The organism is Actinomadura rubrobrunea NBRC 15275, assembly GCF_001552235.1.
In the GTDB taxonomy this organism is placed as follows: domain Bacteria; phylum Actinomycetota; class Actinomycetes; order Streptosporangiales; family Streptosporangiaceae; genus Spirillospora; species Spirillospora viridilutea.
Window position 1 is genome coordinate 1 of sequence record NZ_BCQU01000056.1, and the last position, 26,181, is coordinate 26,181.

Consider the following 26,181-nt stretch of genomic DNA (forward strand, 5'->3'; position numbering starts at 1 on the left):
CGGGACCATCCCCGCGTGCGCGGGGCCGACTCAACCATGGGCTGAGCTGCCCCCAACAGGGACGGACCATCCCCGCGTGCGCGGGGCCGACTGGCACAGTTACGGGGACGTCATCCCGGAATGGGGACCATCCCCGCGTGCGCGGGGCCGACGTGAGCCAAGCATCCTCATGGGCAACCACTTGAGGACCATCCCCGCGTGCGCGGGGCCGACGAGTCCCCGGTGTTGAGGCGCCTGGAGGGCCTGGGACCATCCCCGCGTGCGCGGGGCCGACCCCGGAGTCGCGCCCGAAGGGACTCAACGGGAAGGACCATCCCCGCGTGCGCGGGGCCGATTCGAAAACGTCCGCGTAAGGTTGCTGGATCAGCGGACCATCCCCGCGTGCGCGGGGCCGACGAACTGCCAAACCTGGACATCCTGCCCGACATCGGACCATCCCCGCGTGCGCGGGGCCGACCTGCGCCCCTACGGCGTGTCCAGTCGGCCCAAGGGACCATCCCCGCGTGCGCGGGGCCGACACAGCGTTCCGCCTGCGGCGCTGCTCGGAACGCGGACCATCCCCGCGTGCGCGGGGCCGACCAGGCCCCGCTCCAGGACCAGGCCACCCGCCTGGGACCATCCCCGCGTGCGCGGGGCCGACGCCAAAACGCAGCAGCTGATCCGCAGCGGAGAGGGACCATCCCCGCGTGCGCGGGGCCGACGTGACCTTGTACACCCATCGGCCGCTGTTCCCGGGACCATCCCCGCGTGCGCGGGGCCGACGTGGCTCTGCGGTCCGCTCACCGTCTTTGTTGGGACCATCCCCGCGTGCGCGGGGCCGACCCGCACGTGCACCGCAACTGGAACCGCACCAAGGGACCATCCCCGCGTGCGCGGGGCCGACACCCCGTGCCGGAGACAGAACCTGAGGCATCAGGGACCATCCCCGCGTGCGCGGGGCCGACCGTCTCATGGCTCGCCCCAACCGCCGACCGCCAGGACCATCCCCGCGTGCGCGGGGCCGACACTTTGTGACCTGCGATTCTATGGTGTCGAATCCAGGATTCCATTCAGTTGGAGTTGCAAACGGACCCCAGGGCGTCTAGCGGCAAGGCAGCGGGATGCAGGGTTGATCCTGCCGACCGTGCGGGCGGCGTTGGGAACATCATGCTCGGTCGCAGTGTCGCTGATTCCGCTGACATCAGATCCTGAACCGTCATCGGACCGGTGTCCTACCACCAACCCATCTCATGTGTCGGACGTCGCCTTTGATGACGTTGAGGGGCGGCGCTTCTTCCTTCGTCAACAAGATCACGATGGGGCGGTGGATCTCGTAGTGTGACAGCGTGTTGATCTTGGCGAGGAGTGGCCGTCGGTCGGCGGGGCGGGCGGCGGACGGACGCCCTGGGCGTGTATGCGCCCTCCTGGGGTTCGCGTTCTTGCTGGTCAGCGTGGCGGTGTTCGCAGTTGGGATGGCTGCGGGCCCGTCTGGGCTGGTCGCGCGGTGGGGGTCTGGCGGACCGTTCCTCGCGGTGGCGGCTGACTTGTCTCGCCACACCGTCACGGTGATCGCCCGTACGGCGGCCGCGTGTTCGGCGGTTGGCGTTGTGCTGCTTCTGTTGGCGCTGCGGCGCGGATGGAGCGGTGTCGCGCCCCGGGTGCTGCTGTGGGCCGGGGTGGTCGGCGCCGTCCTGTTCTGTCTGCTGCCGCCGGCCGGGTCGATCGACATCCTCAACTACGCGATCTACGGCCGCATCGCCGACCTCGGGTTCGACCCGTACCACATGACGCCGAACCAGCTTCGGCAGGCAGGTGACCCGGTGGGCCTCTGGCGGCCGCGGTCGTGGGCGGAGCAGCCCACGGTGTACGGGCCCGTGGCGACGGCCGTACATGCCGTGGCCGCTCGGCTCGGCGGCGCTTCCATGGCCTGGATCGTGGCGTGGCTCAAGGTGGCCCACGCGGCGGCGTTCGTCGCGATCGCAGTGATGATCGACCGGCTGGTCGGGCCTGATCGAGTGGCGCGGATGCGGGCGGCGGTGCTGTGGACGGTCAACCCGCTGATGCTCTTCTGGATGGTGGGCAGCGGCCACGTCGACGTCATCGCGGTGGCGTTGCTGGTCGGAGCCGTGTGGGTGCTCAGCCGGAGCAGATGGGGGATCGCCGCGTCCGGCCTGGTCGCTGGAGCGCTGGTGGGGGCTGCGATCGCGGCCAAGGTGACGTACCTGTTTCCTGCGGTCGGCCTAGCTCTGGGCTGTCGCCGTCGGCCTCGTGTGGTGGTCGCGGGTGCTCTGGGGGCCGCCGTCACCGTGGGAGTCGGCTATCTCCTCGCCGGGCGAACGGCGATGGCGTCGTTGTCTCAGCGCATGTCCCACGACAGCGACCTGTTCTTGCCGATACCGTCCATCTTGCGGGACCGGCCCGCCGTCTACAGCGCGACTGTGCTGGTCAGCACCTTGTGCGTCGCTGGCCTGGTGTGGTGGCGTCTCCGCCGCGACGGCACTGGCGACGGCACCTTGGACCTGCGTCCGCTGGTCGCGTTCGCCATCGCCTGCGTGGTGGTGTCGCCCGTTCAGTACCCGTGGTACGACGCGACGTTCCTCCCCGCGCTGGCCCTGCTGCTGCGCACTCGTTTCGACGAGGCTGTGGTGTTGCGCTGCGCTGTGCTGAGCGTCGTCCTGTTGCCTGGGATTGGCACGTTCCCATCCCAGTACGAGACGGCACGCGTCGCCGTGCTGATGTTCTTTGTGGCACTCGGAGTGCTAGTTGCTGTCAGCGGCCGCGGCGTACTCCGAAATTGGGAGCGTTTGCGAAGTACGTGACGCGTCTGCCTGTCCGTCAGGGTGTTCGGGGATGAGGCCGCCTTGTGCACGGCATCTCCTCGAGGGGGCGGACCAGCCCGTAGCTGCGTCGGCTGCGGCAGAGCACATGGCGGACGATCGTTGCGGCTCCAGGAGCGGCTCAGCACAGTCGGTAGATGTGTGTTGGCTCGTGGCTGTGGCCCCCGACAGCACACCCACCGGTCGATTCGACCCGATCCTGCAGACGATGCGCCATCAGCGCTACGGGCGGACATGCAGTGTGTCGCGACCTTGTTGCGAGGGCAGGGGAGATGGCGGCGTGGGCAGCCCCCTGCGAGTGGTGGCGCCCTATGGGCTTCTCGGCCTGACACGTCGGGTGGGTGGGCTGCTCGCGTCGCCGTGTCGGCTGCGGCAGCGCAAGTGGCGGATGATGTCGTCCGATTCCAGGAGCGGTGCAGCGGAGTCGGTAGACGTGTGGTGGCTCGTGGCTGTGGCGCCCCCAAAGTGCCCCATCCGTCGACCCGATCTTGGAGACGATCCGGTCGTCAGCTACAACGGGGCGGGGTGGTGCGCGCCCGGCGTTGTCGCGGAGATGGTAGGCGAGGATCGTCCAGATCATCGGCCCGGTGGACGAGGACCGCGGAGCTGCTGGAGCCGGTGACATTGAGTTCGGCGAGGAGGACCTGCAGCCGCGTCCGCCTGTCGTGACCGTCATGGGTCACGTCGACCACGGGAAGACGAAGCGCTCAGCGCTGGCGATCGGCGGGGTGCAGGCTCCGCGGGCCGGCGGGAAGAACCCGTTCGAGGACCGTTTCGCGAGTGGTGGGAGCCCGGCGGGCTTCTTCGGGCACACGCGTTGGGTGGATGGGCTGTCCGCGAGTGGGCTCAGTGGGCGACAGCGGCGGTCTTTGGCTGCTCGTCGGGGATGGTGTCGAGCACTTCGGCCGCGATCGCGCGGGCTGCCGGGTCGAGGTCGGCGTGCAGTGTGCGGAAGACGTGTTGGGCGCGCTCGGCGGGCCAGTCCTCGGGCAGGTGCTCCTGCGGCAGGCGCGGATCCTGTCTGATGACCTGGAGCCATTCGGTCTCGAGCAGAAGTTGCCGGGCCAGGCTGTCGGTCGGAATGCCTGGCGGCGGGGACGGGGCGTCCCATCGGTCGAGGAAGCGGCGGTAGCGGGCGGCGACGGCGGTCAGGTCCCAGGCGTCGCGCACCAGCTCGGCCACGTTGGTCGGCGGGAGCGCCCGCCCCTGGAACACCTTGACGTGCTCGGCCGCCTCCAGGCCTTCCAAGAGTGCGCGGACGTCGACTTTCGACGGGGAGATCCATAGTCCGCCTTGCAGGCTGCCGAATCCGGCCCACAGCAGCCGTGAACGGAGCACGTGGCGTTGCCGCTGCCACGATTCGGGCAGGGAGAAGCCCAGCAGCGTCCATGTGCCGTCCCAGTGGGTGTTGACCGCGCCGATCCGCCAGATTCTGGATTCGCCGTCGCGCAGGATCTCGCGTGACCGCGGTGTCAGGCCCACGTAGACGTTGCGGCCGCGGCGGGTGCGCTGGAGGAGGCCGCGCCGCGCCATGCGGCTGAGCGTGGAGCGGGTGGCGTGTTCGGAGACGCCGACGCGGCTGAGGACGTCGAGCACGCTGGAGGTGGCCACCAGCATGTCGCGCCCCAGTACGTGTCTGCCGAAGAACGTCAGGAGCAGCGCCTGAGGACGAGGTGTGCCGGCGGGCGAATGCTCGTCCTCGTCTGTCTCTCCCGCTCCGTTGGGGCTGAGGTCGTCGTGCACGCGTTCAGGGTAGTCGCGACGATGTTGGGCAAAGTCTTGACGGCGGTGAGAGCAATGCTTACTTTCTTCGGCAATGTGGCCTGGGCCACAGTCACGCGTCAGTGGTCACCGAGAGGCAGGGCACGCCATGTCAGGCACCACCTCAGGGAAACCGTCAGCCGGACGGCCGGACGGCCGGCCGCGCCCCTCACCCGTCCAGTTGCGCCGCGCGGTGCTGTCCAGCTACCTGGGCAGCGTCATCGAGTACTACGACTTCCTGCTGTACGCCACGGCGTCGGCGCTGGTGTTCAACAAGGTGTTCTTCTCCAGCCTCGATCCGCTGGCGGGCACCGTGGCCAGCCTCGGCACGTTCACCACCGGCTACCTGGCCCGGCCGCTCGGCGGCATCGTCTTCGGGCACTTCGGCGACCGGCTCGGTCGCAAGCGCATGCTCGTCGTCACCATGGTGCTGATGGGCGTGGCCAGCACGCTCATCGGCCTGCTGCCCACCTACGACCACATCGGCGTGTGGGCGCCGATCCTGCTGGTCGTCCTGCGCGTGCTGCAGGGCGTCGCCGTCGGCGGCGAGTGGGGCGGGGCGGTGCTGATGTCCGCCGAGCACGCCACCTCGCGGCGCGGCATGTGGGCCAGCTTCACCAACGCCGGCGCGCCCAGCGGCATGGTCGTGTCGACGCTCGTGCTGACGCTGACGTCGTCGGCGACCAGCGAGGACCAGTTCCTGTCGTGGGGATGGCGCGTGCCGTTCCTGCTGAGCGTACTGCTCCTGGTGCTCGGCTTGTTCGTGCGCCTGAAGGTCGAGGAGACGCCGGTGTTCGCTGAGGCCGAGGCGGCTCGGGCATCGCGGGCCGCCGAGGCGCCGCCGCTGCTGGAGGTGCTGCGCCGCCATCCCAGGAACCTGCTGCTGGCGGTCGGCGTGGGGTTCGGTGCGTTCGTCGCCCAAGCCACCCTGACCACCTTCCTCATTTCGTACGCGGTCGACGCGGGCTTTCCTCGGCAGACGGTCCTCAACGCGCTGACCCTGTCGTCGGTCCTTGCCGTCGTGGGCATCGTCGGTTACTCGGCGCTGTCCGACCGGATAGGTCGGCGTCCGGTTGTGCTCGCCGGAGCGATCGCTATGGCGGTCGTCGCGTTCCTGCTCTTCCCGATGGTCGACAGCGGATCGGTCGTCCTGCTGACAGTGGCGGTCGTGCTCGGGCAGTCGGTCGCGCATCCGGCGATGTACGGACCGCTGGCCGCGCTGTACAGCGAGATGTTCGGCACCCGCACCCGCTACACCGGTGCGTCGCTCGGTTACCAGATCTCCGCCACCGGCGCGGGTTTCGCGCCCGTGCTCTTTGCGAGCATGACCGGCGCCTCGGGCGGCGGCACGGTCGGGGTGTCCGTGCTCATCGCCCTGGCCTGCGTGATCACCGTCGTGTGCGTGCTGGTGGCGAGGGAGAGTCACCGGCTGGACCTGACGGAGGAGCCGCAGGAGTCCGCGGGTGCGGTGGGGCGTTCGGCCGCCGAAGGCGCGGCCGGGTAGCCGCTGCGCCTCGCCTTGCCCGCGGGCCAGGGCGCCGTCCGGGGCGCCCGGCGTCCCTGGCCCGCGGGCAATGTTGGGCACTTTATTGACTGTCATAATGAACACGCCTAACATCGTGCCGACTCCCGGACGGAAGGGCGGACAGCCGCATGGATCTGGCGAACAAGGTGGTGATCGTCACCGGCGCGGGGCGCGGCCTCGGCCGTGCCTACGCGCTGGCGCTGGCCGACGCGGGCGCGGCGGTCGTGGTGAACGACGCCGACGAGTCGGCCGCCGAGCGGGTGGTCGAGGACGTGGCGGCGCGCGGCGGCCGGGCGGTCGCCGCACCGGGCGCGGTCGGCCCGACCGCGGTGGCCGGCGCGCTGGTCGACCGCGCCGTGACCGAGTTCGGCCGGCTGGACGGCCTGATCGCCAACGCGGGCATCCTGCGCGACCGGGTGCTGTGGAAGATGTCGGACGAGGACTTCGACGCCGTCGTCAACGTGCACCTGCGCGGCACGTTCACCTGCGTGCGGGCCGCCGTGCGCCGCATGCGCGAGCAAGGCGAGGGCGGCCGCATCGTCGTGGTCGGCTCTCCCGCCGGACAGCGCGGCAACTTCGGCCAGACCAACTATTCGGCGGCCAAGGCCGCGATCGTCGGGATGGTGCGCACCTGGGCGTTGGAGTGCGCCAAGGCGAACATCACCGTGAACGCCGTGATCCCCGTGGCGGCCACCGCCATGACCAAGACGATCCCCGCGTTCGCTCCCTACGTGGAGGCGTGGGAGAAGGACGGGCGGCCCTTCCCGTCCTGGCTGCGCGCCGCCGAAGGCTTCGGCACTCCCGACGACGTCGCGGGCCTGCCGGTGTTCCTGCTCTCCGACGCCGCCGCGGACGTCACCGGGCAGGCCATCGGCATCGGCGGCGACCGGCTGTCGCTGTGGACGCACCCGCAGGAGTCCGTGGTCGCCGTCCGCGACGGCGGCTGGGACGCCGACGCCATCGCCGCGGCCTGGGCGACCACGGTCGGCCGGGAGCCGCAGACCTACGGCATACCCGCCCCGAAGGTCCCCGACGACGCCCGGGAGGCCGTGGCGTGAACGTCGACGAACTGGTCGCCATCGACGTCCACACGCACGCCGAGATCTCCGCCGACGGGCACGCCTCCCTGCCTCCCGAGCTGATGGAGGCGTCGGAGAAGTACTTCGGCGCGCACGGCCACCGTCAGCCGACCGTGGACGAGATGGCCGCGTACTACCGCGAGCGGAAGATGGCTGCGGTCGTGTTCACCGTCGATGCCGAGCACGCCACCGGGCATCCGCCGATTCCCAACGAGGAGGTCGCCGAGGCCTGCGCGCGCCACTCCGACACGCTCATCCCGTTCGCCAGCATCGACCCCTGGCGGGGAAAGGCGGGCGTGCGCATGGCGCGCCGCCTGGTGGAGGAGTACGGGGTGCGCGGTTTCAAGTTCCACCCGAGCATGCAGGGCTTCGCCCCCAACGACCCGATCGCCTACCCCCTGTACGAGGCCATAGAGGAAATGGGCGTGCCCGCGCTGTTCCACACCGGGCAGACGGGCATCGGTGCGGGCGTGCCGGGCGGGGGCGGCATCCGGCTCAAGTACTCCGACCCGATGCTGGTGGACGACGTCGCCGTCGACTTCCCGCATCTGCGGATCATCCTCGCGCACCCGTCGTTCCCCTGGCAGGACGAGGCGCTCGCCGTCGCCGTCCACAAGCCGTACGTCCACATCGACCTGTCGGGCTGGTCGCCCAAGTACTTCCCCCCGCAGCTCGTCCGGTACGCCAACACGCTCCTGAAGGACAAGGTGCTGTTCGGCTCCGACTACCCGGTCATCACCCCGGACCGGTGGCTGGCCGACTTCGACCGGCTGGAGATCAAGCCCGAGGTCCGACCGAAGATCCTCAAGAACAACGCCGCCCGCCTGCTCGGGCTGACCGGGGCGGGCCCGGCGGACAAGGAGGCGAACCGCTCGTGACCGTCAAAGCCCACGGTCCGGCCGAGATTCTCGCGCTGGCCGGCGCCGACCTCGGCCGCACCGACTGGATGGAGATCACCCAGGAGCGGGTGAACGTCTTCGCCGACGCCACCGACGACCACCAGTGGATCCACGTCGACGCCGAACGGGCCGCGCGCGGCCCGTTCGGCGGCACCATCGCGCACGGCTACCTCACCCTGTCGCTTCTCATCCCGCTGTTCAGCGAGCTGCTGGAGATCAGCGGCGTGGCGATGAGCGTCAACTACGGGCTGAACAAGGTGCGCTTCCCCGCCCCCGTCCCGGTCGGCGCGCGGATCCGTCTGCACGGCGTCGTCGCCGACGCCAGGGAGATCCCCGGGGGTGTCGAGACGACCATGGACTTCACCGTCGAGGTCGACCGCGGCGACAAGCCCGCCTGCGTCGCCCAGGCCGTCTACCGGCACTACACCTCCTAGCGCCGCCCGTTCCCGCGCGACCGCCCGCGCCGCCCGTGGGAACGGGCGGCGACGAGTCGAAACAGTCATCGAAAATGCGGCGATGCCGATGATATCGGCATGTCGAATCCGGTGGGCGCGGTGAAAGCCGTCATATCGGGTGATGATCGTGACGACATGTCAGAAAAGTGCCCTGTGTGATCGACTACTGCGAACCGCAGCGACCTGTCCTACGTCGTGGCGGTATAGGGGAGGTCAGGTCCTTCTCGTCGCCGGGCGAACCGCGCGTGAACCTCGTCCAAGCGACACGCATGGCGGCGTAAACGCGCGAGATCTCGGCGCCCGCGCGCATCAAGCGCCGGTAAGTCGGAAAACCGGCGCCGATGAATTCTGGAATATGGGTCGAGAAAGCCTGGCGTGTCTTCCTCGACCTTCGACTAGCTTTTTGACTCGCACTCCCACTCGTGGTCGCACATCGCTGCTCGATTCCCCGAGCGAGCGCGTCTGCGCCGGCGGTTCCCCCCAAGCCTCCGGCGAGCTGCGCGCCTCGGTGGTGCTGCCCTGTCACCGAACGAAAGGGACGGCAATGCTGAGCAGACGTGGAATCCTCAAGGCGGGCGCGGTGTCCGCCGCCGGAGCGACGATCCCGGACCTGGTCGCGGAGCGGCACGCCGACGCGGCCGTGGCCCGGCCCAAACCGTTCTCCAGGCCGCTGTACGTACCCAAGACGGCCGTTCCCGTGCATCGGTCGAAGACGACGGACTTCTATGAGATGACGATCCGGGAGGCCGCGGTCCAGATCCTGCCGGGCCGCAAGACCCGGGTCTTGGGCTATGACGGCATGTTCCCCGGCCCCACCGTCCGGGCCCGCGCCGGCCGCCGGGTCGTCATCCGGCAGTGGAACAGGCTGCGCCGCGACGCCGTCGTCCACCTGCACGGCGGGCTCGTCCCGCCCGAACACGACGGGCATCCCGCCGACCCCATCGCGCCCGGCCGGTACCGCGACTACGTCTACGCCAACCGCCAGCCGCCCGCGACCTTGTGGTACCACGACCATTCGCACCACAAGGAGGCCGAGCTGGTGTACCGCGGGCTGGCCGGCTTCTATTTGATCGACGACCGGCCGGAGCGGTGCCCGAACCTGCCGTCGGGGCGCTACGACATCCCGCTGATGCTGCGCGACGCGCGCTTCGACAAGCACGGGCAGCTGGTGTTCGGCATGGACGACGACAACGGCCGAAACATCCTGCTGGTCAACGGACGGCCCCAGCCGTACTTCAAGGTGTGCCGCCGCAAGTACCGGCTGCGGCTGCTCAACGGCTCCAACATGCGTCACCTCGCGCTGCGGCTGGGGAACGGCGCGGAGCTCGCGGTGATCGCCTCCGATGGCGGGCTGCTGCCCGAGCCGCTGCCCGCCACCAGTGTCAGGCTGTCACCGGCCGAACGCGTCGACGTCGTCGTCGACTTCGCGCGCTACCGGGAGGGATCCCGCGTGGTGCTGTACAACACCGCCGGCTCCAGCGACGCCACCAGGCGGGTCATGTGCTTCCACGTGGGGGAGCGGGTGCCGGACTGCGGCGAGCTGCCCGACGAGCTCGGCGACAAGTTCGACCTCGGCGACGCCGAGGTCGTCCGCGATGTCAACCTGAGCACCGACGCGAAGCGGGGACGCTTCCTCATCGACGGCAAGACGTTCGACATCGACCGGATCGACATGCGGATCCGGTGCGGCCAGACCGAGCTCTGGCGCGTGCACAACCGCGACCGGAGGCCGGCGACGCTGCACAACCTTCATCTGCACGGCACCCATTTCCAGGTGGTGGAACGCAACGGCAGACGGGTGTCCGGGCATGAGACGGGTCGCAAGGACACCGTTTCGGTCCCGATCGGCGGCAACGTCACCATCAAGGTCTGCTACGACCGCCACCTGGGCCGCTACCTCTACCACTGCCACCTGCTCGATCACGCGTCCATGGGCATGATGGCGCAGGCGGAGATCATCAAATAGACGCCGCCGCCGCGCGGACATCAGTGTGATCAACGTTCTGCCGGGCATTGTCGTCACGGTCGGCGACGACGAGCGGGGCGGGCGGCCGCTCCCGCTCGGCGACGCCGCGGCAGGACATCCACGAAGCGGGGGCTTGAATGAAAAACGACGCCAATAAACACGTTGTCGGGTTTCTCGGCTTGGGCGCCATGGGCACCGGCATGGCGATACGGCTGGTCGAGGCGGGGCATTCGGTCCGCGTCTACAACCGCACGGCGGAAAAGGCCGCACCGGTCGTCGCCGCGGGGGCGCACGCGGCGGAGTCGCCGGGGGACGCGGTGGACGGCGCGACCGCCGTCTTCGTCAGCCTGGCCGACGAGCCCGCGGTGGAGAAGGTGCTGTTCGCCGACGCCGTGCACCGGCTCGCGCCCGGCACCCTGGTGATCGACACCTCGACGGTGTCGCCGGACTTCGCGCGCCGGGCCGCGCGCCGACTGGCCGCGTCGGGCGCCCGCAGAGTGGAGGCGTGCGTGTTCGGCAACCCGGCGCAGGCGCGCTCGGGGGAGCTGCGGGTGCTGACGGCGGGGGACCCCGCGGACGTGGACGCGGCCCGCGACCTGCTGGAGGCCGTCGGCCGCGAGGTGCGGCACTACGGCCCGCCCGGCGCGGCCGCCACCATGAAGCTCGTGCTCAACATGCTGATCGGCGCGGAGATCGCGGCGATGGCCGAGGCGGTGGAGCTGGGCCGGTGCGCCGGGCTGGACCGCGACGCGGTGCTGGAGTGCGTGGCCTCGACCGGCATCGGCTCGGCGGTCATGTCGTTCCGTGCGCCGATCATGCGGGAGCGCCGCTACGAGCCCCCCGCGTTCCGCACCCGCCTCATGGCCAAGGACCTGCGTTACGCCGTGGAGCTGGCCGAGGAGGTCGGGACCGAGCTGCCGCTGGCCGAATGCGCGCTGGACCTGGTGCAGCGGGCCGTCGACTGCGGCGACGGAGACCGCGACCTCGCCGTCCTCGCCGAGCACGCCGGACGGCACCCGGCAGGGGTCGGGTAGCGAGGCGCGCGGGGGCCGCGCCCGCCGCCCGGGTCCCGGTGGCGGGCGCGGCCCCGCGCCACAGGCGGCCCCCGACGACGGTGGCGATCTCCATTCGCCTACCATGAGTGATGATCAGTTGCTCAGTGTGTTCATCGGGGGTCTCATGAAGCGATTTCTGATCGTCTGCGGTCTCGCCGCCGCGCTGCTCGCCCCTGCATGGGCCGGATCGTCCGGCGAGACCGGCGTCCTCGCACCGGGGTTCGCCCCCGGCCTCGCGCCGCTTCTCCACTCGGACGCGCGTCAGACGGAGCACGGCCCGGTGCTCGCGTTGCGGCACTGCGGGCCGCGGTGTCACTGACACCCGCGGACACCCGTACGTGACGCGGGCTGCGGGTGATGCGAGTGCGTCGCAGTGTCGGGGCAGCGCCCTTCGGAGCCGGTCGCGACTTCGCAGTAGCAGTGCTCGCTATGCTGGGCAGCCGATCGCAAGAGCGTCAACTCCCGGACGGAGGAGCAACCGGTGGCCCGGGCGCTGCGTCCCGTCGACCTGGCGCGCGCGGCGAGCGTGTCGACCCAGCAGATCCGCAACTACGCCGACGCGGGCGTCCTGCCGCCGACGCCCCGCACGCCGTCCGGGCACCGCAGGTTCGGCGTCCGGCACCGGCGGGCCCTGCTCGCCTACCGCGCCCTGGCCAAGGGGTACGGGCCGGTGACCGCGCAGGCGATCATGCGGGCCGTGCACGCGGACGACGTGCCCGAGGCGCTCGCGTTGGTCGACGCCGCCCACGCGGCGCTGCACGAGCAGCGCCGGGTGCTGCGCGCGACGAGCGAGGCGCTGGAGGCCGCCGCGCGGCGGGCGCCGGACGACCCGGCCGTGCCGCGGTCGGGATGGCGCATCGGAGAGGTCGCCGCCCACCTGGGCGTACGCGCGTCCGCCCTGCGCGTGTGGGAGGCCGCGGGGCTGCTGCGCCCCGCGCGCGAACCCGGCACCGGCCACCGCCGCTTCAGCCCCGCCGATGTCCGCGACGCCCAGATGATCCACATGCTCCGGCAAGGGCACTATCCGCTGCCGCGGATCCGCGCCGTCCTGGACGAGCTGCGCCGCACCGGCAGCCGCGAGGCGCTGCACGCGGCCATCGCGCAGCGGCGGGCGGCGCTGGCGCAGCGCGCGGCGGCGATGCTGGAAGGCTCCAGCCACCTGCACCACTACCTCGCCGACGAGGATCCGCCCGGCTGAGCCGTCAGGAGCGGGCGTATCTGGCCGGGGGAACGCCCACCGTCGCGGTGAAGTCGCGGATGAGGTGCGACTGGTCGCAGTACCCGAGCTCGTCGGCGAGCGCGGCCCAGTCGACGTCGTCGCCCTGGTCGGCGCGGGCGGCGGCCTCGTGCAACCGGGCCCGGCGCATCACCCACTTCGGACTGGCGCCCACATACTCGGCGAACAGCCGCTGCAGGGTGCGGGTGGAGACGTGCAGCGCCTCGGCGGCCTGGTCGACGCGGAACAGCGCCGGGCGGGCGACGATGCGCTCCACCATGCCCGCCACCTCCTCGGCGACCGGGTCCGGCTCGGGCAGCCGGGGCAGCAGGAAGCCCTCGGCGAGGGCGATCATCTCGTCCGGGCCGTCGGCCTTCAGGACGGCGCGGCAGACGTCCTCAACGGCAGGACCGAAGAATTCCTCGGCGGGCACCCTCCGGTCGGCGAGTTCGCTGACCGCGACGTCGATGAACGGGCGGAACCAGCCGGGCCGGAACTTGACCCCGAGGACCTGCCCGCGCCCTTCCAGACGGCGGACGAACAGGCTGCGGTGCACCCCGTACACGTACGGCGCGGGCTCCTCGAACACCAGGTGGACGTTGGGATGGGAGAGCACCTTCGTCTCATAGGGCTCGGCGACGTTCCAGCGCACATGCCAGTAGAACTCCACGAACCGCGCCAGCTCCGCCCGGGGAGCGCGGCGGTCCAGTTCGACGAAGGCGGCCTGCTCGTCCGGATACAGAACGCCGCGTCCCAAGTCCCCCACGCGACCAGGGTATCTGGCGCGTTTGTCCAAGAGGCCCGGCGTGCGGCCTTCCTAGCGTGGCCCGCATGCACGAGCTGTACGCCTACATGAAGGAATGCGCCGCCGAGGCCGCCCGCGTCGCCCGCGGCGTCGACGCCGACCGGCTGGCCGCACCGACCCCCTGCACGGAGTTCGACGTGCGGGCGCTGGTGAACCACTGGGTTCTCTACACCTCCCACGGGTTGGAGCACCGGGCCCTGCGCAAGCCGCTGCCGGAGGCGCTCACCGAACGCGACTTCACGGCCGAGCCCGACTGGGCCGACGCGTACGCGGCGCAGCTCGACCGGGCCGTGGCGGCCTGGGCGGACCCGGCGGTATGGGAGGGCGAGATCGACCTCGGCTTCGCGACCTCCCCGGCGCGCCAGATCGCGTCGCTGATCATCAAGGAGATGGCGGTGCACGGGTGGGACGTCGCGGTGTCCACCGGCCAGGAGTACACCGTCTCCTCCGAGACGGAGGAGTTCCTGCTGCGGGTGGTCGACGAGCACGCCGAGATGTACCGGAAGTACGGCGGGTTCGCCGACCCGGTGCCGGTTGACGCCGGAGCCTCGGCGTTCGAACGCGCCCTGGCGCTGTCGGGCCGCGACCCCCATTGGGCGCCGCGCTGATCCGCCGTCATCCAACCCGTCAGTGACGGCGGGCGGGGTGCATGACATCCCCCGTCGTAGTCCGTTCGCCAGGAATCAGCCGTCTTGGCCGCCGGCGAGCAGCGCGGCCAAGGCGGCGGCGAAACGCTCCGGCGCGACGCCCGCCGGAGACCGGCCGAAGAACTCGCGGGACAGGTGGTAGCCGGCCAGGGCGGACACCACCACGGCGAGCAGGGCGCGCGGGTCGCCGTCGCCGGGCACGGCGCCCAGGTCGCGGCTCAGGTGCTCGGCCTCGTCGGCGATGCCGTCGTCCAGCAGCGCGCCGCGCACCTTGTCCGTCAGCTCGGGGAACCGGCCGTGCTCGTGCGCCAGCAGCATGATCAGCGGCCGGATCGCCGCCAGGTAGTCGAGCTGCTGCAGGAAGCGGCGGGTCAGCGCGGCCTGGGCGTCGCCGCCGACCGGGCCGCGTTCGAACGTCTCCCGAAGCCGCCGGGCGCGTTCCAGCTCGCGTTCGAAGACCGCCTCGAACACCTCGCGCTTGGACCGGAAATGTCGGTAGAAGCTGCCGCTGCCGGGGGAGAGCCCGGCGCGCAACTCGATGGCGGTGACGGCGGTGCCGCCGAAGCCGCGCTCCAAGACGAGCTCCAGCGTCGCGTCCATGATGCGCTCGCGCGTGGGGGAGGGCACCTCTGCAAGATAGCTCTTGCTTATGCAAGAGGGTTCTTGCACAGTGGAGGCGCGTCCATGGCCCCCCGGCGGAAGGCCCCGCCATGCGAGCACCGTTCGCGCGTCTGCACGCCGTCCGTCCCCTCACCGCCGCGGCGGTGGCGGCGGCACTGGCGGTCACCGTCACGCCCCCGATGCCCGACGCAAACGCCGACACCACCGCCCCTTCCCCGATCGTCGTCGCGCCCAAGCAGCAGTCCTGGGTCTTCCGGGACGGGGCCGGTCGGGAGGTGACGCTGCGCGGATTCAACGTCTCCGGCAGCACCAAGCTGTACGAGAACGGCCTGCTGCCGTTCCGAAGCACGGCGGACGCCGCCACGTCGGCGCAGGCCATGCGGGACCTCACCGGCGCCAACGTGATCCGCTTTCTCATCAGCTGGGAAGGCGTGCAGCCCGCCCCCGACCGCATCGACCACGCCTACCTGGACCGAGCGATCGAGCAGATCAGGGCGTTCACCGACCGGGGCATCCGCGTCCTGCTCGACTACCACCAGGACCTGTACTCGGCGCACCTCTTCCACCGCGACAGCTGGTACACCGGCGACGGCGCGCCCAAGTGGGTCATCGGCGCGGGGAACTACCCGAGGGAGTTCTGCGGCATCTGCCTGCTGTGGGGGCAGAACATGATGACGAACGCCGCCGTCCGCCAGGCCGCCCGCGACTTCTGGAACAACCGCGTGCTCACCACCTCGGCCGGGCCGATCGGCGTGCAGGACGCCTTCCTCGAGCAGGCGTCGGCCATGATGGCCTACCTCGAGCGGAGGCTCCCGGCGCAGGCGTTCGACGCCATCGTCGGCATCGACCCCTTCAACGAGCCGTTCGACGGCGGCCTGGACGGCGCGACCGGGCTGGAATGGGAGAAGACCCGCCTCATGCCGTTCTACCGGCGCTTCCGCGCCGCCATGGACGCCGCGGGCTGGTCGGGCAAACCTCTGTTCGCCGAACCGCTGGTGTTCTGGAACACCGGGTTCTTCGAGCAGGGCGGCCTGGCGACCGTCGGAACACTCGGCACACGCATGGTGTTCAACAGCCACTACTACGACGGCGCCCGCATGACGCTCGACCCGTCGCCCGCCTCCGACGGCACCTACGCCGCGCCCATGAACAGGATCCGCGACCGGGCGGCGTCCCTGGGCACCGCCGCGATCGTCTCGGAGTTCGGCAACCGGCTCACGGGCGCGACCAGCGACCGGACGCCGTGGATGGTGCGCAGCATGTACCAGGCCTTGGACCACGGCGTCCCCGGCGAGAAGTGGTGGGACCGACCCTCCTCCGGCGGCACCGTGCTGTCGGGCATCCAATGGCACTGGGACATCTACAGCGGCCGCCACCGGGAGCCGATGAACGGCAACCCCGACAAGGTGCAGACCGACGGCGACGCCTGGAACGACGAAGACCACTCGGTCGTGCGCACCGACGACGCGGGCCGCGTCACGCCTCGGCTCGACCGGCGCGTCCTGGACCGGCTCTACCCGGCGGCCGTGGCCGGCGACACCCTCGCGTTCGCCTACGAGGACCTGGCCCGCTCCGGCCACGACGGCGCAGGGCGACAGCAGACGTGGCTGACCGTCCCGCCGTCCATGCCCAACGTCGCCGCCTTGGTCAAGGACCGTCAGTATGGCGTGCTGGCATGGCGGGAGGCGCCCACGCGCGCCCCCACCGAGCTGCACATGCCCGCATCGTTCGCCCCCGCGGGCACGGTCGTCGTCAGCGACCTCGGCGCCCTCGACGGCGTCCCGTCCGACGGCGTGATCCGGATCGCCCAGGAGATCGGCTCCCGCACCGCCCGTCGTCTGATCATCGAGCCGCCGGCCCGCACCCCCGGCGCGGTGCACTACGCGCTGATCGTCAACGCCGCGTCCGGCGAACCCGTCACCTCCGAGCTGCTCGCAGCGGCCCGCGCCGAACTCGAGGCCTGGAAGAACCGGCGATTCCCCTGATCGAGGCCCGCCGCTTCGCCGATCACCCTGCAAGCGACCCCCTGATGGGCAAGGAATCGCGCCTGAACGCAGGCACCGCCCGATCCCACTTCCGGGACCGCTGAAATGCCAAGCTGCTAAGCCAAATTACCGACGTCCGCAACGACAACGCGGCCACCGACTATTGCGACCACCCTCGCCACCCGGACGAGTCCGCCGAGAATCCATGCCTAGGGCTATAACTGGCGACGAGGCCTACCGTCGGAGATGACGGCATGCGCTTTCGGTTGAATGCGGTCGACCTGAACGACCTCGTCGTCTTCGGTAAGCCGCCTTGTGGCCAGGATCACGCACTGCGATGAGCGGCAAGCCCTCGAGTCCACGCAGAGGGAGTCTTCGGCCGCTGTACTGGGCCTTTGTCCTCACCGTGCCGCGCACGTGACACGTGCGGCCTGCTGGATACGTGCCCTGAAAGGAGCGAATGAGGGGACTGTGACCTTTGAGTGATGACACCCTCAGTAACCTGTCCGGCATGCCCAGTGGCGGTCGGGTGGTCCGGGCGGTGCCCCCTCTGGTGACCGGCTGAGCCGGAAAGGCGGAGAGGCGCGAATGGGGACGGCCGGCTGCGGAACCCGCCGCCCACATTCCAGATGAGAAGGGTTGGTAGTGCGAAGGCTGATGAGATTCGCTTCCGCGGTTCTGGCGGTGTCCCTGGCACTCGCCCCCGTGGCGTCGGCCCAAGCCTCTCCACTGAGCGAGCGGCAGTGGTGGTTCGATTCTCGGGCCATCGAGGAGCTGGTCTGGCCGAAGACCAAGGGCGCCGGCGTCACCGTGGCCGTGATCGACAGCGGTGTGCAGGCCGACCTGCCCGACCTGCGTGACGCCGTGCTTCCCGGAACGGACATGACCGGGGGCGGATCGGACGGTCGCCGGGACACCCAGGACGGCGCGGGCGATTTCGGCCACGGCACCGCCATGGCCAGTCTGATCGCGTCACGCGGGACCAAGACCGGATTCACCGGGCTCGCGCCGCGCGCCAAGATCCTGCCGATCGTCGCGCCCGGCGTCGGCTCCACGACCACGGCGCCCGCCATCCGCTACGCGGCCGATCACGGCGCGAAGGTCATCAGCATTTCGCAAGGGTCGCCCGCCGGGTCCTATCCCCATCAGTGTCCCCCGGCCGTTCTCGAAGCCGTCAAGCACGCGGCCGAAAAGGACGCGATCGTGGTCGCGGCGGCGGGCAACGAGGGCGACTCGACCAACGAGCCCTCGTATCCGGCCTCCTGCCCGGGGGGCGTGGCGGTCGGTGCCTTCGACAATCAGGGCCAGGCGTGGGAGCACACCCAGCGGCAGGATTATGTGACCCTGTCCGCACCTGGCGTCAACATCACGGCGTTGGGGCGTGATGGCCAGATTTGGGTCAACGGGGAGGGAACCGGCCATGCGACCGCCCTGGCGTCCGGGTGCTTCGCGTTGCTGCGCAGCGCCTTCCCCGACAAGTCGGCGCGGGAGATCGTGCGGCTGGCCGTCAACACCGCCAAGGACTTGGGGCCGAGCGGCAAGGACGACCAGTTCGGCTATGGTGCGCTGAGCCTGCGCAACGCCCTGTCGCAGTCGGTGCCCGCTGACGCGCCGAACCCCGTGTACGAACGCCTGGACAAGGCTCTCGCGCAGAACGCGAACGGCTCCAGCACCACGTCCGCGCCGCAGGCGGCCACGGCCGCGAAGAAGTCCGGCGGCAACGTCATCTACGGCGGCGCCGTCTTCCTCCTCGGCGTGGCGATGGTGATCGCCTACCTCTACATGCGGCACTACCACGGGCGTCGCACCCCGCTCCGGCCCCCGCGGCCGCCCAAGACGCCGACGCCGCCGCCCGGATACGGACCCCCTGGCTCCGGCCCCTCCCACAACGTTCCCCCGCCGCCTCCTGCCGGGGGCTACGCGCCTCCGCCTCCCTACGGGCATGGGCCGACGCCTGGACCGCAAGGCCCTCCGCCGGGTGGACATCCCCCACAGCGTTGAGCCTGCTGACCGTCGGCGGGGGGTGGCGCACACCACGCCTCCAGGCGGGCAAGGTACGACCGTGTGATCCGCCCCGGACGCGTCGCGCATGGATCACTGTGACGCCTTGGACGGGGTAGCCGCCGACCTGGGCACCGCACCCCGATTCGGGACAGACAGCCCGGCGGCTGTGCGCTGCTGCGGCCCGTGTCTTCACGGGCCGCAGCACGTTTAAGGATGAGAGAAATGCCCCAGTAGGGCCCTGCGATCAGGCGACGGCCGTAGTGAGGGACGTCTCCAACGGCCGTGCGCGGCCCCACGTCCGGTTCCGGGGACTATTGCGTCGACGTGGTCGCCCATGTCCGTTCGCCGACCGCTCCCGCTCTTCTGCGCCAGAGGCGATCGACCCGGACAGGGATCTTGAGGTCGACTTTGGCGGCCAGCAGGACCGCCGCGCCGGGCAGGCTCGCCACCAGTGCGAGCACGCCGTACACGACGGCGGAGGCCAAACCCTGCGCCGCCCCCAGACCGGCGGCGCCGAACGCCAGCGTCGCCACGCCCTCGCGCGGCCCCCAGCCGCCGACGCCCACCGGCAGCCCCATGGCCAGCAGCGCCAGGATCATCGGCGGGAGCAGCTGGGTGACCGGCGCGGTCGACCCGGCCGTCCGGGCGGCCACCACGAACAGGGCCAGGTAACCGGCCAGCGTCGCCGCCGACAGCAGCGCGACACCCGGCCACGCGCGCCGCGACAGCAGTCCGATACGGGCGTCCTCCAGCGTGGTCGCCAGGCCGCGCAGCCAGCGGGACCGGCCCGCGGCCCAGCGCCGCCCGAGCGTGACGGCCAGGACCGGAACGGCCACCGCGGCCACCGCCATCACCGCCCCGGCGGCCAGGACCGTGCCGTGGAACCGCGCCGGGACCACCGCCGGACGCGTGAGCAGCACCGCCATCCCCGCAAGGATGATCACGGCCTGTCCGGCGGCGCGTTCCAGCGCGACCGCGCGCACCCCGCGCCCCACGTCGCCCTCCTGCTTGCCATGCCGCACCGCCCGGTGCACGTCGCCGAGCATGCCCGCGGGCAGCACCGCGTTCAGGAACTGCGAAAGGTAGTAGTCGCGGACGGCTTCGCCCAGCGGCAGCCGCAGCCCGAGCCGCCGCGCTATCAGGCACCAGCGCCCCGCGCACAGCACCGTGGTGGCCAGGCCGATTCCCAGCGCCGCCAGCACCGCGTCGACGTCGATCATCCGGAGTCCGGACACGAACGCGCCGGTGCCCACCTGCCACACCAGCACGCCGAGGATGGCCGGCGCGGCGAGCGTCCGGAACCGCCCCATCTGGAATCGCCTCATCGTTCACCCGCCCGCCGGAAGCGCCAGCAGGTCTTCGTGGCCGACGACGGCGTGCAGCTCGCCCGCCGCGCACTGGTCCAGCCGGCGCCGCAGGTAGGGGCGCGCCGCGAACGCCAGCTCGGGACGCTGCTCGACCGCGTACCGGACCCAGCCGCGCAGCCATTCGGCGGTCAGCGCGGCCTGCTCGGGGCCGAGCCGCCACGGGCTGGAGCGGCGGTGCACCGCCATGCCCGCGCGGGTGAACGCCTCGACCGCCGCCTCCACCGCGTCCGGGCCGAGTTTCCGCGCCGTCGTCTGCGGCAGCGTCACCGGGACAGGCGTTCCCCTCGTGCGGCGCTGATGCGCGTTGAACGCCTCGGCGATCGCGGCGTCGAGCGGGTCGGCCGGGGTCAGTTCGACGCGGCCGACCACCGTCAGCACCAGCAGCGCCGGGCAGCCCGCCCCGCCGTTCGCCCCGGCGCAGGCGTCCGCGAGCCCGACGACGTCCGGACCGGTGAGCAGGTCGAGCAGTGCCGAGGCCGTCACCAGGGACGTCCCCTCAAGGTCCGCCGCGCGAAGCCGGGTGATGTCGCGGCGGCGCGTCTCGGCCGTGACGGGGCCGCCGTCCTGCGCCTTGTCGGGCAGGCGCGCCGCGGCCAGGGCGAGCAGCCTCGGGTCGTGGTCGTAGAGCACCCAGTGCTGCGGGCCGGGAAGGCGTCCGGCCAGCCAGCGCGCCATGGACCCGGAGCCGCAGCCCAGGTCCCGCACCACCAGCGGCCGCTCGGGCCGTCCGGCCAGGTGCGCGCGCAGCGGGTCGAGCAGCTCGACGGCGCGGGCGGCCGCGTCGGCGTCCTCGCGCAGGGCCAGCCAGTCGGGGCTGATGGCGCCCGCCACGGTCGCGCTCACAGCGCCCGCTCGTAGGTCGCCCACGCGATGTGCGACTCGCGCAGGGTGACGGCGATGCCGGACAGGCCGCGGGCGCCCTCGCCGAGCGCGCCGGCGTGCACGCGCTCGGCCAGCCGGTCGGCGATCACCTTGGCCAGGAACTCGGTGGAGGTGTTGACGCCGGCGAACTCGGGCTCCTCGTCGAGGTTGCGGTAGTCCAGCGCACCGAGCACCTGCTTGAGCTCCCGGGTCGCCAGCCCGATGTCCACGACGAGGTTGTCCGCGTCCAGCTCGGCGCGGCGGAACGTGGCGTCCACCACGTACGTCGCGCCGTGCAGCCGCTGCGCGGGGCCGAAGACCTCGCCGCGGAAGCTGTGCGCGATCATGAAGTGATCACGGACGGTGAGGCTGAACACTGGGAGCCTTTCTGCTCGGTCGGGTCTCGTGTCGGGCCGGTGGTGCGCGGACCGGGCCGGGTCGCGCCCGGCGCCCCGGGTCACGGCTGGTCGTAGACGACCCGGTGGCACAAGGGATGCGTCCGGCCGGCCGCCAACTGCGGCATCACCGCGGGCAGCTCCGCGAAACCGCACTCGCCGGTGATCAGCGCGTCGTACGCCGGGTCGGCGAGCAGCTCGAGGGCCAGCCGCATCCGGTCGGCGTGGCTGCGGCGCCCGCGCCGGGCGGGCGCCACCGTGCCCACCTGGCTGCCGCGCACCACCAGCCGCCGCGAGTGGAACGCCTCGCCCAGCGGCAGGCTCACCTTGCGGTCGCCGTACCAGCTCAGTTCCAGCACCACGCCCTCTGGTACGAGCAGTTCGAGCGATCGGCTCAATCCCTCGTCGGTCGCGCTGGCGTGGACGACCAGGTCGCAGTCGCCGAGGGCGTCGTCGGGGGCGGCGAAGTCGACGCCGAGGGCCTCGGCGACCGCGGCGCGGGCCGGGTCCACGTCGACGAGCTGCACGCGGACGGCCGGGAACCCGGCCAGCACCTTGGCGACGGTGCAGCCGACCATCCCGGCGCCGACGACGGCGATGCGGTCGCCGAGCATCGGGGCGGCGTCCCACACGGCGTTGACGGCGGTCTCGACCGTCCCGGCCAGCACCGCGCGGGAGGCGGGCACCCCGTCCGGCACCGGCGTCACCGCCGACGCGGGGACGACGTAGCGCGTCTGGTGCGGGTACAGGCAGAACACGGTGCGGTCGACCAGGTCGGACGGCCCTTCCTCCACGACGCCGACGTTCAGATAGCCGTATTTGACCGGCCCGGGGAACTCGCCTTCCTGGAACGGCGCCCGCATCGCCTCATACTGGGAGGCGGGGACGCCGCCGCGGAACACCAGCGCCTCCGTGCCCCGGCTCACCCCCGAATACAGCGTGCGCACGAGGACCTCGCCCTCGCCCGGCGACCCCACGTCGACGGGGCGGATCTCACCGCTTCCGGGTGCGTTGAGCCAGAACGCGTGAGCCGTACGTAGCACTAGCGACCCCTCCAATCCGGATGGGTCATCGTACGCGGTGATCCCACGCCGCTAGGGGGAGGCTAAACGTGGGCACGGAAATCATCAGCCGACCGCACCAGGGCCCCGTCGTTGGGGCGGTCGCGCAGGTCGGCTTGCTGGCGACGTTGACGGCGACGACCGGTCTCGGCGCCGTCGGATGGCTGGTCGGGGTGGCGCACGCCCTGGCCGTCTGCGTGGCGCTCGACATCGGGCTGCGCCGCCGCGGCGGGACGTCAGGGCTGGGCCCCGCGGACCGGGTCACGCTGGCCAGGATGACACTGGCCGGGGGAGTGGCGGCCCTCGTCGTCGACACCGTCGTCCGCGCTCCGGCGCCGACCGCGGTGCTGGTCGGGCTCGCCGCCGTGGCGCTGGTGCTCGACGCCGTCGACGGCAAGGTCGCCCGCCGCACCGGGACCGTGTCCGCCCTCGGCGCGCGGTTCGACATGGAGGCCGACGCGTTCCTCATCCTGGCGCTGAGCGTCCACGTCGCCGGGTCGCTGGGACCGTGGGTGCTGACGATCGGTCTCATGCGCTACGTCTTCTTCGCGGCCGGTCGTCCGCTGCCGTGGCTGAACGCGCCGCTGCCGCCGAGCATGGCCCGCAAGACCGTGGCGGCGGCGCAGGGCGTCGTCCTGGTCGTGGCGACCGCGGACGTGCTGCCCCGTCCGGCGGCGGCCGTCCTGGTCGGCGCGGCCCTGGCCGGGCTGACATGGTCGTTCGGCCGCGACGTCGCCTGGCTGTACCGGAACCGCCGGGTCGAGGCGCCGGTGCGCACGCGCGTGCACTACCGGCTCATCACGCCCGTGGTGGAGCGTCCCGCTGCGCCGGTGAAGCAGCCGCATCCCGCGGGGACACGCGGCTAGCGACGAGGCGACGACACGTCGAAGGGGCCGTCCTGCGGCGGGGGACGGCCCCTTCGACGTTGACGGGTCCGTTGACGAGAGTTACAGGGCGGCGGGCTCGGCGACCGGGCGGTCTTCGCCGGTGCGCCGATCGGACGGGGCGGCGCCGCGCAGCGGCGTCTCGCGGATGAACCAGGCGGTGACGAACGCCAGCGCGGCGAACCCGGCGGCCCACAGGAACACGTTGTGCACGCCCGCGGTGACCGCGTGCTCGACGGTGTCCCGCACGTTGGCGGGCAGATGCTTGAGCAGCGCAGGGGTGAGCTGGCCGCCGCCGTTGGACAGCGCCTCGCCCGCCCGCTCGCCGAGCCGGTCGGTGAGCGAGCCGGTCAGCCGGTGGCTGTAGACGGCGCCGAGGATCGACACGCCGAGCGACCCGCCGATCGTCCTGAACAGGGTGGCGGCGCCGCTGGCCGCGCCCATGTCGCTCATCGGCACGCTGTTCTGGGCGATGAGCATCGTGTTCTGCATGAGGAACCCCATGCCGACGCCTAGCACCACCATGAACAGCGCCGCGGTGAGCCGCGTGGAGTCGACGGTGAGCCCGGACAGCAGCAGCATGCCCACGGCCATGACCAGCCCGCCCGCGATCGGGTAGACGCGGTAGCGCCCGGTGCGCGTCACCAGTTGCCCGACGACCAGGGCCGTCACCAGCATGCCGAGCATGAGCGGCAGCAGGAGCAGACCGCTGTTGGTGGCCGAGGCGCCCTGCACCAGCTGCTGGTACTGAGGCAGGAACGTCACCGCGCCGAACATGGCGAAACCGACCAGGAAGCCCAGCACGGAGGCCAGGGAGAAGTTGCGGTTCCGGAACAGCCGCAGCGGCAGGATCGGGTCGGCGGCCCGCATCTCCCACAGCACGAACAGCGCCAGCGTCACGGCGGTCGCCGCGCCCAGCCCGATGATCACACCGGACCCCCAGGCGTACTCGGTGCCGCCCCAGCTGGTCATCAGCGACAGGCACACGATGGACGCGGTCAGCAGGGCGGCGCCGACGTAGTCGATGCGGGACGCGCCGCGCGGACGCTTGGGCAGGTGCATGGTGAGCGCGGTGACGACCAGCGCCGCGCCGCCGAGCGGCAGGTTCACGTAGAAGGCCCAGCGCCAGTTCAGATGGTCGGTGACGAAGCCGCCGAGCAGCGGCCCGCCGATCATCGCCAGCGGCGCCACCGCCGCCATCAGCCCCTGGTAGCGGCCGCGCTCCCGGGGCGGCACGAGGTCGCCGATGATGGCCATCGCGCCGACCATCAGACCGCCCGCGCCCAGCCCCTGGACGCCGCGGAACGCGATCAGCTGCCCCATGCTCTGCGCCGTCCCGGCCAGCGCCGAACCGAGCAGGAACAGCGCGATCGACGCCATGAACATGCCCTTGCGGCCGTAGATGTCGCCGAGCTTGCCCCAGATCGGGGTGGCCGCGGCGGTCGCCAGCGTGTACGCGGTGACCACCCACGACAGGTGCGCCAGTCCGCCCAGCTCGCCGACGATCGTGGGCATGGCGGTGCCGACGACCATGTTGTCGAGCATCGCCAGCAGCATGCCGATCATCAGTCCGCTCAGCACCGTGCAGACCTGGCGCCGGCTCAGCGGCGCCGGCGGCGCATCGTCCGGCGCGCCCGTGGTCGAACGTGACATCTGTGCCCTCACCTTCGCAGCGCCGGGAACACTTACCTGCCGCCCGGCTAGTTTTGTGGTGCCTGCCGTACGGTACGTGCGAACTAGCCGGGCGTCAAGTAAGTTTGGGGCGGGAGGGTGCCATGGCCAGACGACGCGGCGACACCCGCGAGCAGATCCGCGAGGTCGCCCTGAAGCTGTTCGCCGAGCAGGGCTACGAGAAGACCTCGCTGCGCGAGATCGCCGAGCGGCTCGGCGTCACCAAGGCGGCGCTGTACTACCACTTCAAAACGAAAGAGGACATCGTCACCAGCCTCTTCGACGACTTCAAGACCGAGGTCGACGAGCTGTTCGCCTGGGCGCGCGAGCAGTCGGTCACCCCCGAGATGCGGCGCGAGTTCATCCGCCGCTACGCCGAGATCATCCAGGGGACCGGCGGCACCCTGATGCGGTTCATGCAGGAGAACGGACCGGCCGTGCGGCACCTGAAGGCCGGCGACGACATGCGCAAGCGCTTCCAGGCGCTCGCCGACGTCCTGGTCGACAAGGACGCGAGCCTTCCCGACCAGATCCGCGCCCGGCTGTCCATCTTCAGTCTGCACATGACCCTGTTCATCAGGGATGCGATCGACGCCGACGACGAGGCCGTCCAGGCCGCCGCGCTGGAGGTCGCGCTGGACCTGCTGCCGACCGGCTGAACCGGCGCCGCCCCCGACCTGCGACCGCCGTGAAGGACCGTCCGTCGCTGATCGGAAGACCGAATGTCCCGGCCTGGACGGTGGTTCGATGCGTCGGTCGCACATGTGACGGCGCCGCTCCTTCGGGCGGCGGAGGATGCGGCTGCGGGGGCCGACCGCTCCCGGTCGGTGAAGCGCTCATGAGGTCGGTGAGATGTGGCCGCCCGCAGCCTTCATCTCCACGAAGCCGCATCCGGATGTCCGCTGCGCCGAGGCGAAACCGGACGGCTCCGCGTACAAGCCGCCGACCGCAGGGCAGAAGACGGTACCGGCGAAGGTCTCGCGACGATCACGCCTACGGCCGTCATGATCTTCAGAAGATGATGTCCTTGGTCCCCGACAGCTAATGATCGTGAGCTGTTTCCTGTCGGAGCACCTGATCGCGCAGCCGGTGAGAAGCGGTCGGAGCG

General features: G+C 71.3%; 23 protein-coding genes and 1 CRISPR repeat array. Of the genes, 14 read left to right on the forward strand and 9 right to left on the reverse strand.

Annotated elements, in window-relative coordinates:
* Positions 1–2: 2 nt before the first annotated feature.
* A CRISPR array of direct repeats spans positions 3–1,005; the repeat unit is 28 nt; unit sequence GGACCATCCCCGCGTGCGCGGGGCCGAC.
* A gap of 506 nt (positions 1,006–1,511) precedes the next feature.
* On the forward strand, positions 1,512–2,798 hold the full coding sequence (locus AR3_RS18010) for a glycosyltransferase family 87 protein (protein ID WP_169803853.1): 1,287 nt from the start codon (positions 1,512–1,514) through the stop codon (positions 2,796–2,798).
* Positions 2,799–3,662: 864 nt separating this feature from the next.
* Here the strand turns inward: AR3_RS18010 and AR3_RS18015 are convergent.
* A complete protein-coding gene (locus tag AR3_RS18015) occupies positions 3,663–4,559 on the reverse strand; it encodes a PaaX family transcriptional regulator (RefSeq protein ID WP_227023379.1) in 897 nt (298 codons plus the stop codon).
* 211 nt (positions 4,560–4,770) lie between these two features.
* Between AR3_RS18015 and AR3_RS18020 the strand changes: the two genes are divergently transcribed.
* The 5 genes from AR3_RS18020 to AR3_RS18040 all read left to right on the forward strand — a co-directional run bounded on the left by AR3_RS18020 (position 4,771) and on the right by AR3_RS18040 (position 10,501).
* Positions 4,771–6,081, forward strand: coding sequence for an MFS transporter (locus AR3_RS18020; protein ID WP_227023380.1), 1,311 nt, complete (start codon positions 4,771–4,773; stop codon positions 6,079–6,081).
* A 149-nt stretch (positions 6,082–6,230) separates the two neighbouring features.
* Positions 6,231–7,160 carry an SDR family oxidoreductase gene (locus AR3_RS18025; RefSeq protein ID WP_067915395.1) on the forward strand — a complete coding sequence of 310 codons (930 nt, stop codon included), beginning with the start codon at positions 6,231–6,233 and terminating at the stop codon, positions 7,158–7,160.
* Positions 7,157–8,059, forward strand: a complete 903-nt coding sequence (locus AR3_RS18030) for an amidohydrolase family protein (protein ID WP_067915396.1) — start codon at positions 7,157–7,159, stop codon at positions 8,057–8,059. The genes AR3_RS18025 and AR3_RS18030 overlap by 4 nt, the downstream gene beginning before the upstream one ends.
* Positions 8,056–8,514: a MaoC family dehydratase gene (locus tag AR3_RS18035; protein ID WP_067915397.1), complete on the forward strand. Its 459-nt coding sequence runs from the start codon at positions 8,056–8,058 to the stop codon at positions 8,512–8,514. The genes AR3_RS18030 and AR3_RS18035 overlap by 4 nt, the downstream gene beginning before the upstream one ends.
* Before the next feature lie 565 nt (positions 8,515–9,079).
* A complete protein-coding gene (locus tag AR3_RS18040; protein ID WP_067915398.1) occupies positions 9,080–10,501 on the forward strand; it encodes a multicopper oxidase family protein in 1,422 nt (473 codons plus the stop codon).
* Here AR3_RS18040 and AR3_RS31165 read toward each other — a convergent pair.
* Positions 10,494–10,691: a hypothetical protein gene (locus tag AR3_RS31165; protein ID WP_169803852.1), complete on the reverse strand. Its 198-nt coding sequence runs from the start codon at positions 10,689–10,691 to the stop codon at positions 10,494–10,496. The genes AR3_RS18040 and AR3_RS31165 overlap by 8 nt on opposite strands.
* A 10-nt stretch (positions 10,692–10,701) precedes the next feature.
* Between AR3_RS31165 and AR3_RS18045 the strand changes: the two genes are divergently transcribed.
* The 3 genes from AR3_RS18045 to AR3_RS18055 all read left to right on the forward strand — a co-directional run bounded on the left by AR3_RS18045 (position 10,702) and on the right by AR3_RS18055 (position 12,754).
* Positions 10,702–11,535, forward strand: coding sequence for an NAD(P)-dependent oxidoreductase (locus AR3_RS18045; RefSeq protein WP_245637900.1), 834 nt, complete (start codon positions 10,702–10,704; stop codon positions 11,533–11,535).
* Between the two features lie 103 nt (positions 11,536–11,638).
* Positions 11,639–11,875 carry a hypothetical protein gene (locus AR3_RS18050; RefSeq protein ID WP_067915400.1) on the forward strand — a complete coding sequence of 79 codons (237 nt, stop codon included), beginning with the start codon at positions 11,639–11,641 and terminating at the stop codon, positions 11,873–11,875.
* 162 nt (positions 11,876–12,037) lie between these two features.
* Complete coding sequence (locus AR3_RS18055; RefSeq protein ID WP_067915401.1) at positions 12,038–12,754, forward strand: MerR family transcriptional regulator; 717 nt, start codon at positions 12,038–12,040, stop codon at positions 12,752–12,754.
* A 4-nt stretch (positions 12,755–12,758) separates the two neighbouring features.
* Here the strand turns inward: AR3_RS18055 and AR3_RS18060 are convergent, their stop codons facing one another.
* Entirely contained in the window at positions 12,759–13,538 is a 780-nt protein-coding gene (locus AR3_RS18060; protein WP_067915402.1) for a helix-turn-helix domain-containing protein, read from the reverse strand.
* A 65-nt stretch (positions 13,539–13,603) separates the two neighbouring features.
* On the opposite strand from AR3_RS18060, the gene AR3_RS18065 reads away from it, so the two are divergent.
* Positions 13,604–14,185 (forward strand): TIGR03086 family metal-binding protein, encoded by a 582-nt coding sequence (locus AR3_RS18065; RefSeq protein WP_067915403.1) that lies wholly within the window; start codon positions 13,604–13,606, stop codon positions 14,183–14,185.
* A gap of 75 nt (positions 14,186–14,260) precedes the next feature.
* Here the strand turns inward: AR3_RS18065 and AR3_RS18070 are convergent, their stop codons facing one another.
* The gene (locus tag AR3_RS18070; RefSeq protein ID WP_106259225.1) at positions 14,261–14,851 is read right to left on the reverse strand and encodes a TetR/AcrR family transcriptional regulator; all 591 of its coding nucleotides are present in this window, start codon (positions 14,849–14,851) and stop codon (positions 14,261–14,263) included.
* An 83-nt stretch (positions 14,852–14,934) separates the two neighbouring features.
* Here AR3_RS18070 and AR3_RS18075 point away from each other — a divergent pair, with 83 nt between their 5' ends.
* Both AR3_RS18075 and AR3_RS18080 read left to right on the forward strand, forming a co-directional pair.
* A complete protein-coding gene (locus AR3_RS18075) occupies positions 14,935–16,830 on the forward strand; it encodes a cellulase family glycosylhydrolase (RefSeq protein WP_217998621.1) in 1,896 nt (631 codons plus the stop codon).
* Between the two features lie 657 nt (positions 16,831–17,487).
* Positions 17,488–18,831: a S8 family serine peptidase gene (locus AR3_RS18080; protein ID WP_083951651.1), complete on the forward strand. Its 1,344-nt coding sequence runs from the start codon at positions 17,488–17,490 to the stop codon at positions 18,829–18,831.
* A 314-nt stretch (positions 18,832–19,145) separates the two neighbouring features.
* Here AR3_RS18080 and AR3_RS18085 read toward each other — a convergent pair whose 3' ends face one another.
* From AR3_RS18085 to AR3_RS18100, 4 genes are all read right to left on the reverse strand, one after another.
* Positions 19,146–20,159, reverse strand: a complete 1,014-nt coding sequence (locus AR3_RS18085; protein ID WP_083951652.1) for a lysylphosphatidylglycerol synthase transmembrane domain-containing protein — start codon at positions 20,157–20,159, stop codon at positions 19,146–19,148.
* A 3-nt stretch (positions 20,160–20,162) separates the two neighbouring features.
* The gene (locus AR3_RS18090) at positions 20,163–21,044 is read right to left on the reverse strand and encodes a methyltransferase domain-containing protein (RefSeq protein WP_067915407.1); all 882 of its coding nucleotides are present in this window, start codon (positions 21,042–21,044) and stop codon (positions 20,163–20,165) included.
* Positions 21,041–21,439: a 6-pyruvoyl trahydropterin synthase family protein gene (locus AR3_RS18095; RefSeq protein ID WP_067915408.1), complete on the reverse strand. Its 399-nt coding sequence runs from the start codon at positions 21,437–21,439 to the stop codon at positions 21,041–21,043. Before AR3_RS18095 ends, AR3_RS18090 begins: the two co-directional genes overlap by 4 nt.
* A gap of 80 nt (positions 21,440–21,519) precedes the next feature.
* Entirely contained in the window at positions 21,520–22,500 is a 981-nt protein-coding gene (locus AR3_RS18100) for a zinc-dependent alcohol dehydrogenase (protein WP_067915409.1), read from the reverse strand.
* A gap of 68 nt (positions 22,501–22,568) precedes the next feature.
* Between AR3_RS18100 and AR3_RS18105 the strand changes: the two genes are divergently transcribed.
* Positions 22,569–23,384: a CDP-alcohol phosphatidyltransferase family protein gene (locus AR3_RS18105; protein WP_083951653.1), complete on the forward strand. Its 816-nt coding sequence runs from the start codon at positions 22,569–22,571 to the stop codon at positions 23,382–23,384.
* A gap of 81 nt (positions 23,385–23,465) precedes the next feature.
* Here the strand turns inward: AR3_RS18105 and AR3_RS18110 are convergent, their stop codons facing one another.
* Positions 23,466–25,055 (reverse strand): MDR family MFS transporter, encoded by a 1,590-nt coding sequence (locus AR3_RS18110; RefSeq protein ID WP_083951654.1) that lies wholly within the window; start codon positions 25,053–25,055, stop codon positions 23,466–23,468.
* A 122-nt stretch (positions 25,056–25,177) separates the two neighbouring features.
* Here AR3_RS18110 and AR3_RS18115 point away from each other — a divergent pair, with 122 nt between their 5' ends.
* Positions 25,178–25,732, forward strand: coding sequence for a TetR/AcrR family transcriptional regulator (locus AR3_RS18115; RefSeq protein WP_067915410.1), 555 nt, complete (start codon positions 25,178–25,180; stop codon positions 25,730–25,732).
* Positions 25,733–26,181 lie beyond the last annotated feature (449 nt).